This is a genomic window from Aurantiacibacter sp. MUD11, from assembly GCF_026967575.1.
GTDB lineage: Bacteria > Pseudomonadota > Alphaproteobacteria > Sphingomonadales > Sphingomonadaceae > Alteraurantiacibacter.
Window position 1 is genome coordinate 1847530 of record NZ_CP114054.1, and the last position, 12879, is coordinate 1860408.

At 63.0% G+C, this 12879-nt stretch carries 15 protein-coding genes; 9 read left to right on the top strand and 6 right to left on the bottom strand.

Annotated features, from left to right (window positions below; all coding sequences use genetic code 11):
• Nucleotides 1-6: 6 nt before the first annotated feature.
• Both OZN62_RS09140 and rpe read right to left on the bottom strand, forming a co-directional pair.
• The gene (locus OZN62_RS09140) at nt 7-1866 is read right to left on the bottom strand and encodes a heparinase II/III family protein (RefSeq protein ID WP_269099305.1); all 1860 of its coding nucleotides are present in this window, start codon (nt 1864-1866) and stop codon (nt 7-9) included.
• A complete protein-coding gene (gene rpe / locus OZN62_RS09145; protein WP_269099306.1) occupies nt 1863-2528 on the bottom strand; it encodes a ribulose-phosphate 3-epimerase in 666 nt (221 codons plus the stop codon). Before rpe ends, OZN62_RS09140 begins: the two co-directional genes overlap by 4 nt.
• A 233-nt stretch (nt 2529-2761) precedes the next feature.
• On the opposite strand from rpe, the gene OZN62_RS09150 reads away from it, so the two are divergent.
• Nucleotides 2762-3247, top strand: a complete 486-nt coding sequence (locus OZN62_RS09150; RefSeq protein WP_269099308.1) for a DUF2141 domain-containing protein — start codon at nt 2762-2764, stop codon at nt 3245-3247.
• On the opposite strand, the gene OZN62_RS09155 is transcribed toward OZN62_RS09150, so the two are convergent.
• Both OZN62_RS09155 and OZN62_RS09160 read right to left on the bottom strand, forming a co-directional pair.
• A complete protein-coding gene (locus OZN62_RS09155) occupies nt 3244-4131 on the bottom strand; it encodes a hypothetical protein (protein WP_442864369.1) in 888 nt (295 codons plus the stop codon). The genes OZN62_RS09150 and OZN62_RS09155 overlap by 4 nt on opposite strands.
• Nucleotides 4128-5156 (bottom strand): diacylglycerol/lipid kinase family protein, encoded by a 1029-nt coding sequence (locus OZN62_RS09160; protein WP_269099309.1) that lies wholly within the window; start codon nt 5154-5156, stop codon nt 4128-4130. The genes OZN62_RS09155 and OZN62_RS09160 overlap by 4 nt, the downstream gene beginning before the upstream one ends.
• 196 nt (nt 5157-5352) lie before the next feature.
• On the opposite strand from OZN62_RS09160, the gene OZN62_RS09165 reads away from it, so the two are divergent.
• Nucleotides 5353-6564: a M20 metallopeptidase family protein gene (locus OZN62_RS09165; RefSeq protein ID WP_269099310.1), complete on the top strand. Its 1212-nt coding sequence runs from the start codon at nt 5353-5355 to the stop codon at nt 6562-6564.
• A gap of 90 nt (nt 6565-6654) precedes the next feature.
• Here the strand turns inward: OZN62_RS09165 and OZN62_RS09170 are convergent, their stop codons facing one another.
• Nucleotides 6655-7155, bottom strand: a complete 501-nt coding sequence (locus OZN62_RS09170) for an energy transducer TonB (RefSeq protein ID WP_269099311.1) — start codon at nt 7153-7155, stop codon at nt 6655-6657.
• A gap of 545 nt (nt 7156-7700) precedes the next feature.
• Here OZN62_RS09170 and OZN62_RS09175 point away from each other — a divergent pair.
• The 6 genes from OZN62_RS09175 (at nt 7701) to OZN62_RS09200 (ending at nt 11316) form a co-directional block, all read left to right on the top strand.
• Nucleotides 7701-8861 (top strand): tyrosine-type recombinase/integrase, encoded by a 1161-nt coding sequence (locus OZN62_RS09175; protein ID WP_269099312.1) that lies wholly within the window; start codon nt 7701-7703, stop codon nt 8859-8861.
• Nucleotides 8858-9538, top strand: a complete 681-nt coding sequence (locus OZN62_RS09180; protein ID WP_269099314.1) for a hypothetical protein — start codon at nt 8858-8860, stop codon at nt 9536-9538. Before OZN62_RS09175 ends, OZN62_RS09180 begins: the two co-directional genes overlap by 4 nt.
• 78 nt (nt 9539-9616) lie before the next feature.
• A complete protein-coding gene (locus OZN62_RS09185; protein ID WP_269099315.1) occupies nt 9617-9808 on the top strand; it encodes a helix-turn-helix domain-containing protein in 192 nt (63 codons plus the stop codon).
• Between the two features lie 184 nt (nt 9809-9992).
• Nucleotides 9993-10196: a hypothetical protein gene (locus OZN62_RS09190; protein WP_269099316.1), complete on the top strand. Its 204-nt coding sequence runs from the start codon at nt 9993-9995 to the stop codon at nt 10194-10196.
• Entirely contained in the window at nt 10193-10483 is a 291-nt protein-coding gene (locus OZN62_RS09195) for a hypothetical protein (protein ID WP_269099317.1), read from the top strand. Before OZN62_RS09190 ends, OZN62_RS09195 begins: the two co-directional genes overlap by 4 nt.
• A complete protein-coding gene (locus OZN62_RS09200; RefSeq protein ID WP_269099318.1) occupies nt 10480-11316 on the top strand; it encodes a hypothetical protein in 837 nt (278 codons plus the stop codon). The genes OZN62_RS09195 and OZN62_RS09200 overlap by 4 nt, the downstream gene beginning before the upstream one ends.
• A 105-nt stretch (nt 11317-11421) precedes the next feature.
• Here OZN62_RS09200 and OZN62_RS09205 read toward each other — a convergent pair whose 3' ends face one another.
• Entirely contained in the window at nt 11422-11916 is a 495-nt protein-coding gene (locus tag OZN62_RS09205; protein WP_269099320.1) for a hypothetical protein, read from the bottom strand.
• A 166-nt stretch (nt 11917-12082) separates the two neighbouring features.
• Between OZN62_RS09205 and OZN62_RS09210 the strand changes: the two genes are divergently transcribed.
• Nucleotides 12083-12613 carry a hypothetical protein gene (locus OZN62_RS09210; RefSeq protein WP_269099321.1) on the top strand — a complete coding sequence of 177 codons (531 nt, stop codon included), beginning with the start codon at nt 12083-12085 and terminating at the stop codon, nt 12611-12613.
• Nucleotides 12614-12879 lie beyond the last annotated feature (266 nt).

Sequence of the window (12879 nt, forward strand, 5' to 3'; positions counted from 1 at the left end):
TGAATTCTATCCCATTCGTTTGAGCAGCCAGGCGAAATTGCCGCCGCCGCGCGAGGCGAATCCCTGGATCACCAGCTGCTGTACAGGATGCGGGCGACCGTTTCCATCGACCCACAGGCTCTCGTCGATTTCCAGCTCTTCCGCGCCGCTGGCGAACTGCCACAGGCTGCCATCGGGCAGCAGCAGGCTGGCGCTCTTCTTGCCCTCGGCCAGCTTGGCCTCGACATGGCGGCCGAGGTGAAAGCGGATGGCGAACGGCACCTTGCCGCGCTTGCCCTTGCCGCGCGAGGGCACCAGCACGTCCTCCCCGCGCAGTTCCATGCCGTCGTCGCGCAGCAGCAGGATGCGGCGGTGAACCAGGCCGAAACGGGCCGCATAGCCATCGTGGCTGGCTTCCAGACGGGTGGCGGAGCCCTTGTCGAGCTTCACCTGCTTGGTGTCGATTTCCACCTCGCCCACGCCCGCGCCCAGCTTGCCGTCGATCAGTACGGCGGTGGAGTTGGCATCGCCCAGCACCATCGTGGAATGGGCAGCCGTGGCGCGCAGGCCCTGTTCGATGCGCACGGGCACTTGCCCACCGGCCAGCGCCGCGCCGCCGCAATTGACGATCAGCCGGTGTTCGCCATGGCTGAATTCCAGCGCCAGCGTGGAGGCGCAGCCGTGTCGGGCGTGGCGGCCGAAGGGCGGCGGGGCGCCATCGAGCAGCAGCGTGGACTTGCGGGCGGTGACGCGCTGGTAGCCCCAGGATCGCGGATCCTTCAGCGGCCGCGTGCGCACGCCGCTGGCCTCGACCAGCTCGGCCAGCCGCGAGGCCTTGGTCGCGCCGCCACCTTGCCAGCTGCCCAGCCCGCCATCGCCATGGGTCAGCGCCAGCAGCGGCGGGACCAGCATCTGCAGCATGGTCTCGAGCATCTGCGGCGGCTCCCGCTCGGTCGCCACGTAACAAGCGCGCAGGTCAATCAGGCAGGCAATCGCCTGCATCTGCGCATCGGGGCTGCGCGACAGCACGCCGCCGTCTTCACCGATCGCCTCGCCCAGCGCGCGGACCAGGCCCGCCTCGCCCCACAGCCGCCGCGGCTTGCCTTGCGGCAGCAGCAGGCCCGAGGCGATGATGGCGCACCAGCCGGTAACCTCGCCCAGCCGGTCGTCGGCCTTGGTGACGTGCTTGTCGAGCCAGCGGGCGGTATCGGCGATCACGCCCAGCGCGCGGTGGCGCAAGGTGCGGTCCTGCCCGCCCAGCAGCAGCGATCCGTGCGTCAGCCAGGCCAGCAGGCGCAGGCCCGCATTCTCGACCTTCCAGCCGGGACCGCGCCCCATGGTGGGATTGGCATCGAGCCACGCGGACAGCAGCCGCTCCGCCACCGGGCGGCACTGCGGCAGCGTGCCCGAAGTGGCGAGGTCGCGCAGCCAGGTGAAGCCGTGCACCACGCGCTCGAATGGCGGGTTGAGATTGGCGGTAGGGCCGAAGTCCACCTGGGTGAACGGCGCCTTCACCCCGTGGATGTAGAAATGCCCGGCCCGCAGCGCCATGCCCGCTGCACGGTCGCCCGGCAGCGGCGAGGCGACGGCCGCCAGCAGGCGCGGGCGCAGCGGCTTGCGGAAGGGCGCTACGATCGTGCTGCTCGAAAAGCCGAGCCGATAGGCCAGCCGCATCATCCGCTCGCTGGCGGAGGCCGATGGCGGGGCAAAATCGCTGATCACCAGCGCGCGTTCGGGCGCGAGCTGTTCCGGCGGCGACGCCTCTTCGGGCGCCTGCTCCACCAGTTCCTCGCGCACGTGGGGGTCGAGCGGGATGGCCAGCTGCCCGGCCTCTTCCAGCGCCTCGCGCGTCACCCCGGCATCAAGCTCGCCTATCCGCGCGTTCACCCCGAGCCTCCCCTGAGTGCGGCGATGTTCTCGGCATAGCGCTCCGGCCCGCCCTTGAAGGTGGCCGAACCCGCCACCAGCACGTCGGCCCCGGCGTCGATGCACAGCTTCGCCGTTTCCGCGTTCACGCCGCCATCCACCTCGATCAGCACGTCATGGCCGCCCGCCTCGATCATGCCGCGCACGGCTTCGATCTTGCGCAATTGCGAGTGGATGAAGCTCTGCCCGCCGAAACCGGGATTGACGCTCATGATCAGCACCAGGTCGATCTCTTCGAGCAGGTAGTCGAGCCGGTCGACCTCGGTGCCGGGGTTGAGCGAGATGCCGGCCTTCTTGCCGCAGCCCTTGATCGCCTGCACCGTGCGATGGACGTGCGGCCCCGCTTCGGGGTGGACAGTGATGATGTCGGCGCCCGCTTCGGCGAACTGCTCGATCCACATGTCGACCGGCGACACCATCAGGTGCACGTCCAGCGGCTTTTCCGTGTGCGGACGCAGCGCCTTGACGACGGCCGGGCCGATGGTGAGGTTGGGCACGTAATGCCCGTCCATCACGTCCACATGCACCCAGTCGCAGCCGGCCGCATCGATGGCCCGCACCTCTTCACCCAACTTGGCGAAGTCGGCCGAAAGTATAGACGGAGAAATGAGCGGGCGGGTCATGATTAATTCCCCGCGTTAGAACCGCGCGAATCGCGCTACAAGGAGAGCGAAAGACGTTTTCCACCAGCGCGCAGGGGTGGTTTCATGACGTCACACTTGCAGAATCCTTCAGCGATGGTTCAGTGCCAATCGCGCAAATGCAGGACAAGAACGAAGTAATGCCAGCGTTTTTAGCAGGTTACGCCGCGAAACGGCAAGCATGCGAAGGCGCTGCCCAAGGGAATTCACGTAGAATGACGCAACGTCTGTTCCGGATATTCGCAACCGCGCTCTTGGCGGTCGGCCTCGCCGTGCCTGCCGGCGCGCAATACCGCAACGAGATGCGTCACTCGATCGCACCGTGCCAGGGCAGCGGCCCGGCGGTATGGATCCAGGTGACCAACATCTCCAACTCCGAAGGCATGCTGCGCATCCAGCTCTATCCCGGCACCCGCGCCGACTGGCTGGAGCGGGGGCGCTGGCTCAACCGCATCGAGGTGCCGGCGCGCGAAGGCACGATGCAGATCTGCATGCCCGCGCCGGCGCCAGGCGACTATGCAATTGCCATCCGGCACGATCGCAACGGCAATGGCCGCACCGACATCACCAGCGATGGCGGCGGCATGTCGAACAACCCCAGCATCAACATCTTCAACCTCGGCAAGCCGGGCGTGGACAAGACGCGCTTCACGCTGGGCCGCGAGGTGCTGCCGATGCGGATCCGGATGCGCTACCTCTAGGGCTGGCGCTTCGCCCGCCAGACCTTCCACAGGACGGCGGGCGCGGACAGTATCGGGTGCTTCTCGCGCCACGGCGTGACCTCCACCTTCACCCCGGTATGCCGCTCCACCTTCCAGGCGGCATAGCGCCCCGCTCCGTCGAAGGTGCGCGTGGCCCGCACCAGCCGCGCGATGTTGAGAGCCTTGCCGAGCCGGCGGCGCTTGCGCCACCAGCGCAAGATGTCGCGGCGTTGCGCCTCGTCCAGCTGCGGCGTGAGGCGTTGTGCCTGTTGCGCAAACGGAACGTTCGCCGCCTCGAGGGCAGCCGGCAGAAGGCCCGCAAAATGCTCGGCATTGAGGGTGAGGATGGAGTCCTCGCGCCCCGGCTTCTCCACCCGCAGTTCGGCGCGATAGGTCGCGCGGAACAGCGCCCGCCAATAGTCCGCTTCCTCGCCCTGCGGCGGGCCGACGGCGACGGCCAGCCGGGCGGCCGTGATCGCAGCCGCCTCGATGGCCTGTTGCACGGCGGTGCGCTGCTCCTCGTCGCGCGACCAGACCAGTGCGCTCGGCTGCACGAAGCGTGCCCAGATGGTGGTGTCGATGGTCTCGCCGCTGGCGGCCTCGGCGAATTTCGCCAGCGTCATCGTCGCGATCTTGGCACGCAACGTTTCGCCTTCGTGGTCCCACTCGCGATAGGACACGCGCGGCCACAGCCCGCGCTCCGGCTCGCCGGCGGTCAGCACGTAGAAATCGATCACGCCCTCGCGCAATCCGGTGCGCAGGTTGGAACCGTAGAACAGCACCGCCAGCGCCTCGCTTTCACCGGCAAGGCGCGCGGCAAAACCGGTGACGGCAGGATCGACAGTGCGGGAAAGCGCCGCGCCGACGCGCGACTGCAGGCTCACGGAACGACGAAGCGCAGCTTCGGACCGGCGGTCAGGCGATAGTTACCGGCCGGGAAAGCCTCGCCATCAAGGATAAATGCCTCGGCGATATCGAGCTCGATCGCGCTGTCCCCGAACAGGTGGATGCCGCGGTCCAGCGTCCGCTGGCTGGGCTTGCCGCGCATGATCGCGCCAAGCCGCAACAGCAGGCTGCGGCGGGGATTGTCGAACACCGCCAGACGCAGCACGTCCTTCACCTTGTGGAACGGGTCCAGCCCGGCCGGAAAGCTCTGCAGCGTGGAGGCGAACAGCAGGTAACGCTCGTCGGCAGGCAGGCCGCCGCAGTGTTTCAGTTCCTCGCCGTTGCTGCGACGAAGGCGCATGTGGGTGCCGCGACGCCAGGCATTGCCGGCGCGACCGAACAGCGCCTGCAGCACGCTCCAGCCGGCGGTCACGCCGACCACGGCGGCATTGAAAGCGCCCAGCTTGTGGCTGCGCTGTCCCAATGCGATGGCGCGGTTGAACACGCCGCCACCCAGGACGAAACCGCGCACTTGCGCCTTCTCGTCATCACGCTGGGCAATCACCAGCGGCTGGCGGCGGGTGAGGGTGCCGCGCTCGGCCGCGGCGATGGCATCATCGAGCGTCCACTCGGTAGGAATGCCAAGGTCATGCGCCAGGGCATTGGTCTTGCCGTTGGGCACGACGATCAGCATCGGCCAGGCATCGCCGAAGATGCCGGCGCCGCAGGTCAGCACGTCGCGCACGGTGCCATCGCCACCGTCGATGGCGATGTAATCGACACGCTTGGCAGCGAAGTCGGCGAGGATGCCGGGCAGCTCGCTGCGGCGGCGCGGAGTCGCCAGCAGCACGTTGTCGCGCTGGGCATCAAAGGCGTTGCGCGCCTCGTTGCGATGGCTGCGGGAATTGCGGATCAGGCCGACCAGCGGCTTCGCACGCACGGGGGAGAGCGCATAGTCGTTCGCCGCGACAGGAATCGCGTCGACTTGCGGCAGGCGCTCGAATAGATGAATAGAACCGCGCATTACCTGCTCGCCTTACACATGGGGCCTCGCCAAATGCTACGCTTTTTGTGCAAATGACCGATTTGTGTCGTCCATCTGCAACACGTGTCGGCGCAACTGTTGTGAATTCGCATCGGGCGGCACTTGAGTTACTGTGTCCCGCAGATGCGAAGTGGGTAGCCGCTCGAAACTTTCAACCCGATGAAGGAACCGCTTGATGCTGACCGAGGAACTGCTGGCACTGGCTCGCAACCATGAAGGCGAAATCACCCGCCTGCGCCGCGCCATCCATGCCGAGCCGGAACTGGGCCTCGAAACGCCCAAGACCCTGGCCAAGGTGAAAGAGGCGCTGGCCGACTTGCCGCTGGAATGGCACGAGGGGCCATCCTGCACCGGGGCCGTGGCGGTACTGAGAGGCGCCCAGCCGGGCCGCAGCGTGCTGCTGCGCGGCGACATGGACGCCTTGCCGATGAGCGAGAATACCGGGCTCGACTTCGCCTCCACCATTCCCGGCCGCATGCATGCCTGCGGCCATGATGCCCACACCGCCATGCTGGCCGGTGCCGCCCGCGTGCTCGCCGGCAAGCGCGATCAGCTCGCGGGCGAGGTGCGCTTCATGTTCCAGCCGGGCGAGGAAGGCTTCCACGGCGCGCGCTTCATGCTGGAGGACGGGCTGCTGGGCGGCACCGCCGACTATCCGCTGCCCGATGCCGCCTTTGCCCTGCATGTCTGGCCCAATGCCCCGCATGGCCGGGTGGAAGGGCGCGCCGGGCCGATGATGGCCTCTGCCGACATGATCGAGATCACCGTCACCGGGCGCGGCGGCCATGCCTCGCTGCCGCACGACACGGTTGACCCTGTACCGGTAGGCGCGGAAATCGTCATCGCCCTGCAGACCATGATCACCCGCCGGTTCGCCGCGACCGAGGCGACCGTGCTCACCATCGGCAAGATCGAGGCGGGCACCACCAACAACGTCATCCCCGACAGCTGCTACCTGCTCGGCACGATCCGCACCCTGACGCCCGAACGGCGCAAGGCGGTGCAGGACGCCGCGCGGCAGGTGGCGGAACATATCGCCAAGGCGCACCAGTGCACGGCCGAGGTGAAGATCACCCCCGGCTTCCCGCCCACGCTCAACGATGGTCGTGCCATCGACCTCGGCAAGGCCGTCGCGCTGGAGCTTGGCGGCGAGGAGCCCTGGGCCGAACGCCCCGCCCCCACCATGGGCGCGGAGGACTTCTCCTACGTGCTGGAAAAGGTGCCGGGCGCGATGTTCTTCCTCGGCGTGGCCGCCGAAGGCGTCGACTGGCAGGGCTGCTGCGGCCTGCACTCCAGCCACATGGTGCTGGACGAACAGGTCATGCCCAAGGGCAGCGCCTTCCTCGCCGGTTGTGCAGTGAAGTTCCTGGAGCACGGCTGGGCCTAGCCAGCTGCGCGCCGCACAGGACTTCGGCGTCACCGTCTGCCGCCCGCAGCGCGGTCAGAGGTGGCGCCGAAGAACTCTCGCCTGGGAGAATCAGGAACGGGTCGCCGGAACCATCGTGATGGCGAGCACCTGCGGGTCGAGAGCGCCCGAGGCGACCAGTGCGGCATTCTCGTCGGCCACACGCTCCACCAGTCGCTCAGCTTCTCGCTCGCTGTTCGCGAACACGATGGTCAGGAGTACGTCCTGGCCGCCATCGTCCGCCGACCGCGAGGAGCCGAGGTTGTCGAGGCGTTGCACAGCCCGCAAGGCGGCGTGGTCCATGCGCACGCTTCCCGAATCCTCGAAGAGCCGCACTTGCTCGGCCCGGCCTTCGGCATTGGCGACGAATTGCACCTTCACCACACCTGCCTCGCGGATGCCGCCGGGGTAGGGAGTGCGATACAGCTGGCGGTCGAGTTCGCGTTCGATGTTCGAAACGAATGTCGCTCGCTCAGGCTGAACGAGGATAGTCCCCTCTTCCACCGTATCCTGGGCGTAGAGCGGGGCGCCGAATACGGCGATCGCGATTGTAGCGGTAACAAGCTTTTTCATCAGATCATCCTTTCTTCAAAGAGATGATCGGCCACAGTATAAAGCGCGCCCCGCGCGTCCCTAAATCAGGGCGTGTTTGACCTAAGGTCGATCACATCGGAGCGTCTGCGGACCACTTCCGACGCAAGTCCTGTCCGCCCCAAATGCGGCGAATATTGGGCGATTGGCTATCTTTGAACTATTCCACCGGCGCTGCGATTGCCCGTTTTCCTTGTTTGAAACAAAATGCCGCGAGGCTTAATGTTCTTATTAAGTTTTAATTCTGACAGGCTTCTTGAAATATCCGCGAACGAATCGTGCCTGTTCTCATTCGCCTTGCATGCGAAACGAATGGCGATTGCCCAGGCTTGCGGAAAAACTGGCGCACCCGACAGGATTCGAACCTGTGACCTCTGCCTTCGGAGTGCAGGGAAACACCATAATCCTGAACAATCCCGGACACTCAAACCATTGGAAAGTCGAAGCCCTCAGTCTTGCGCCGTCCCATTCCATCCGGCATTGTATTCCATACGGATTACATACGGAACGAAATTGGGCGGCTGGAAATGGCGACAGACCTCAGCAAAGTAGGAGAGCGTGAGAGGCTGAAGCCAAGACGAGAGCCTTACTGGCAACGACTTCACGCGGGTTGCTTTCTGGGCTTCAGGCCATCGAAGCGCGGCGGCCCCGGCACCTGGATTGCCCGCGCCTATGACGAGGACGCAGGGAAATATCGTGTCAAATCGCTTGGCGACTTCGGCGCCAAGCAAGGCAACGAGAGGTTCAAGCTCGCCAAAGATGCGGCGGAAGCGCTGGCGGAGCTTGTGGAAGCTGGCGGCGAGATTCGCGCAAATGTGGAAACCGTTGCCGATGCCTGTCGGGCCTATTCCGAGAGCCGATCCGAGGCCGAGGCGCGCTTCAAGCGCTATGTCTATGGCGATCCGCTCGGCAAGGTGAAGTTGGATAAACTGCGCCGTCGCCATGTGGCTGAATGGCGCAAGCGGCTGGAGGAAACGCCTTCGCTGGTGAGCCGTAACAAAGAGGGTGAGAAGCGCACTCGCACCCGCGCGCCCTCAACCGTCAACCGCGATATGGCTATATTGCGGGCTGCACTGGCCAAGGTGCTTTCGCCCGGTGCGCCGAATAGCGAAGGAGCATGGCAGGAAGCGCTTAAGTCCGTTCCCAATGCCAACGGGCGGCGCACCCTCTATCTGGATCGCAGCCAGCGCAAAAAATTGCTGGAGGCAATCAACAGTAAAGCCGCGCCGTTTGTGCGGGCACTCTGCCTGCTGCCGCTTCGGCCCGGTGCAATGGCGGCGCTAACGGCTGGCGACTTCGACAAGCGCACTTCCGAACTCACCATCGGTAAGGACAAGACTGGCAAACCCCGCCGCATTCAATTGCCAGCCGAAGCGGCCAAGCTGTTTGCGGAGCAGGCCAAGGACAAGCTGCCCGGTGCGCCCCTCTTTATGCGCGCCAATGGCACAGCTTGGGACAAGCACAGTTGGAAGTTGCCTATCGCTGCGGCGGTGAAGGTGGCTGGCCTGCCGGACGGGGCGACTGCTTACACGCTGCGGCATAGCACCATCACGGACCTTGTGAGCGCTGGGCTGCCCTTGCTCACCATCGCCCAAATCTCGGGCACCAGCGCCGAAATGATTGAGCGACATTATGGGCACCTCGCCAGCGATGCAGCCGTTAAGGCACTTGGCGAGTTGGCGCTGTGACCAAGGAAAACAATCCCGGCTGGCCAGACCCAACTGATTGGGCCCTGCGGCTGCACGATGTGCTCGAGAAAATCGGCGCGGATTATCATTCGACGCCTTGGGAAGTCGCAAATGATCCCGAAGAATTTGCTGGCTTGAATCTCAAGCAAGCGCGTGCCGCCGAAGCTTTGCTGGCGATCCACACTGCGTTGCGCGAATTGCCGCCATTCGAAAAGTCGAAGGGCGCTGCAGTTCTTCACGATGTGGCAGGTGCCCTCAGGGATGTCGTAATGGGCGGCTCACCACGCTTGTTCAAATCTGCACGTCCTGGAGGGCCTGGAGGCGACGGCATCCACCGAAACTATGTGAAGGTCTTTGTCGTGCTCGCAGTGCGCTTCTTGAGAGAAGCACATGGGTTGTCCGAAGGTGCCGCAAGAACGGCGGTTGCCGAAAGATTTTCGCAAGCAGGAGCAACGGGTAGGAAAGGCAATCCTTTGAGCGCATCCACTGTGAAAGAGTGGTGCGACAAAGCGCACCCTCTTTCTTCGAATCACGAAGACGTTCGGATTCACGAAAGGGTCGAGGCCCGCTTACAGGAATTTCGAGATGATCCGCACTGGCCCGGAGACTTTGACGAGGCCCTAGCTTGGATCGAGCGGATCGCTTCAGACCCTCTGCTTTCCTCGAAATACGGTTAACCCCCCTAATTCCGCGTCCTAATCCATGCAGATTCCTTTGTGTCCGCAGCGTCGCGGCAGGCTACAAAGGAAATGCAAATGGAAATGAACCCCATTGCAGTTACGATACCGCAAGCTGTTCAGGCTTCGGGTTTATCAAGAAGCGCTCTTTACGAGGCCATGAAGCGGGGCGATCTTACCGCGCGTAAGGCAGGGCGGCGCACGTTGATCGCGTTCGCTGATCTTGAAGCCTACCTCGCCAGTCTTCCCACCTATCAGGCGGGAGCGTGAACTATGTCCCCACATATGCAAAACCCCGGCGTGCAGGCCGGGGTCTCGCGCGATCCAATTGGTGTCAGTTCGCGTATTCCTCTTACCGCCCCGGACTGGCGCTGGCAACTTGTTGCCTCCCGCTATCGCCTGCCATCCTCGATGGCGCGGCAAGTGGATTGGCACTGTTATGGGGAGGCGCACAATGGCTGAGCGCGCCTTTCCCAATCACCGGGCAGCGGCGCTTGCCTTGCTCAACGGAGACAATCACCTCACACGCAAGGCGGGGCAGTTTCTCGGCCAGCTAGCGGTTGATACAACGCCCCTGAGCGATGCTCAGGCCGATTGGTTGGCAAAGCTGCTGGAACGTGCCGAATTGCCCCCTGTGGCGGCTGGAGGTGCCCTGTGAGCGCTTATCCAGATGCACCGGGCCATCGGAACGTGGAAACCTCCATCGCCGCTGCAAACGCGCTAATGCCGAAACTGGGGCGCTTGCAGCGAATGGCACACGAGGCGATCCGCGCGGCGGGCTGGCTTGGCCTCACCGCAGATGAATTGGCCGAACGGCTGGAAATGGATCGCTATTCGATCCAGCCGCGCACCAGCGAATTGAAGCGAAAGGGGCTTATCCGGGACAGCGGCCAGCGCAGGCCGAATGCAACCGGAAAGCAGGCTATCGTCTGGGTAGCCAAATGAGGGATGCCGCCATGCACAAGCAGCCTGCCTGCCAGCGGCATGGCGGCACCTTTGAAACTTCGCCGCGCGTTGCAAAAGGTGAAGTTTCATTGGTGCAGCCACCGTTTAATAACGGCGAAAAGCGGGCATTTCCCGATCATGGCACGGCACCTGCAATAGATTACTCTAATCTAGGTGTGCCAGCCGACTTGCCTAAGCGAACCGGCAGAGGCGGAGCGCGCAACCGCGCAGACCGGGAAAGTCATGCCCTGCATCTAGGGCAGGTGGCCAATCTGAGAGACGCCTTTGATCACTCGGCAGTTATCGGCCTGCCCTTCACCCGAATGATCACAATCCACTGGGAAGCAGCTGGAGTGCCTTTGGCGGGCATGGCGAAGGCCACCGGCGCGTTTATCGGGCTTATGTCAAAAACCCTCGCCAGGTATGGCTGCGCGACAGCCTATGTTTGGGTTCACGAGGGCGGCGAAAGGAAAGGCGGGCACTGTCACATGCTCGTCCATGTGCCAGCCGAACTTACCGAAGTTGTCTCCAAGTTGCAGCGCGGCTGGCTTCGCCGGATCACGGGCAGGGCCTACCGCAAAGGTGTCATCCTGAGCAGGCCGATTGGTGGGCGACGGGGCATGGAGGTCGACAACCCCGAGCTGCATGCAGTCAACCTGGAGGTTGCCTTTGGCTACATCTGCAAGGCCGCATCTCAGACCGTGCTGGATCACTTCGACATTGATCGCCTGCACGAACCGGGCGGGCTGGTGATCGGCAAACGATGTGGCACCTCACAAAACACTGGTGCGAAGGCCAGAAATACTAGCGAACAAGAAACGGCCTCCGCCTGATAATACAGGCGAAAACAGGCGGTCTATTCGCGCATTCGACGCGCGCGAGCGCGCAAATTGAACTTTCTGCGACAAACCTGTTTCGCTTCATTGTCAGCTCCTGGTTCAATTGGGCACCCGTGGCAATTGCCTAAGCCATCGGGCGGCAGCATCGTCCGCTGCAGCGCGATATGCCGCTTGCCTGACTATGCCTTCTCTCGACCACGCCATCGACATTGAGGTGAACAGCACAACCGCCTTTACTCGGTCATCTGGATTGGCCTCTGGGTCATCGGCGAGGTCGGCAAGGTAGTCGAAGCCCCTGCGATGATAATCCATCGGGGCAGGCAGCATTGCGTCTTGCAAGGCTTCAAAGACGGCTTCTTCAACAAACTTCTTACCGAAGAGAAAGGCCCAAGCGCCCTTTGCTAGCCACGACTTTGCGCCAATGGCGACCTCCAAGCCGAGAATGCCCACAAAGACGAATAAGGTTTCGAAGAGCCAGTCATCCTCACTTCCAAACATGCTTACAAGAATGACTGCAATTAGAAGATCGAAGGCTAATCCGAACAGGAACTGCCGCCCCATCATCGGCAAGTATCGGTCACTTAGTTTGCTCATCCGCCTAGCTTCCTTTCCGCGGCTTTCTTTACCGTTCTGGCCACCCTGTTGAGAGCGGGTAAAAGCGGGCGTTCGCCGCTGCACCGGGATTCCATCATACTTGAACGTTCGTCACTTAAGCATAGGTGATTGCGCCAAAAACCAAAATTCTATCTAATGCACCTCGATGGCGAAAACCGACACCCTGCGCACTATCTCCGCCGTTTTGGCAGCTGGTGGTATTGCCTCAATGATCGGGGCAACCCAGGCTACAGATTCAAGCTACTTCGAAATGCTTCTTTATGGAGGTGGCATCGCATTTGCAGTTGGCGGGGTCGGCTTGATTGCCATGCTGATCTTTGGAGAAAAGCCTGAGCAGCAACCGGTTGCAATCGATCACAGCGTGACTTCGCATAATCAAAGCGGCGGAATTACCGCGCAAAACGTCAATGTCGGTAAGATTCAGCGCCGGATGAGTCCGCGCATCGCGAATGAGATGCTGCAGAGCCTCCCGAAAGATCGCGCGATTAGAGTTGAGGCTCTGTTGGGAGATGCAGAGGCCATTCGATACGCAACTGAGATACGCGACTTCCTGAAGGCAAATGGCTACATTCTGGCCAGCGATCACATTGCCCAGGTCGTCCGTAGGGACAGCCCAGAGGGTATCCAGTTCTTTGCCGCTGATTGCAAATTGCTTGTAGGGGCAAATGATCTTTAGAAATTGGCGGTTTCCCAATTCTCGGCCTCGGTGATGAGGCTTCTTCGCCAATCTTCCTAAACAGGAGGCGCGTCTTGAAAATTGATCGCGAAGCCAGCCCCGCCGCTTGCCGAACGGGGGGCGTGGTCTTTGGGCAGCAACTCAACCTAGGAGCTTATTGCATCCCCGGCTGAACAGGCCATGTTTGCAAGGGATGCAATCGCCAAGATTTTGGGGGGAAGCTTCATGCACCGCGATTATCGCCGGAAGCCAATCGTAAATTGGTT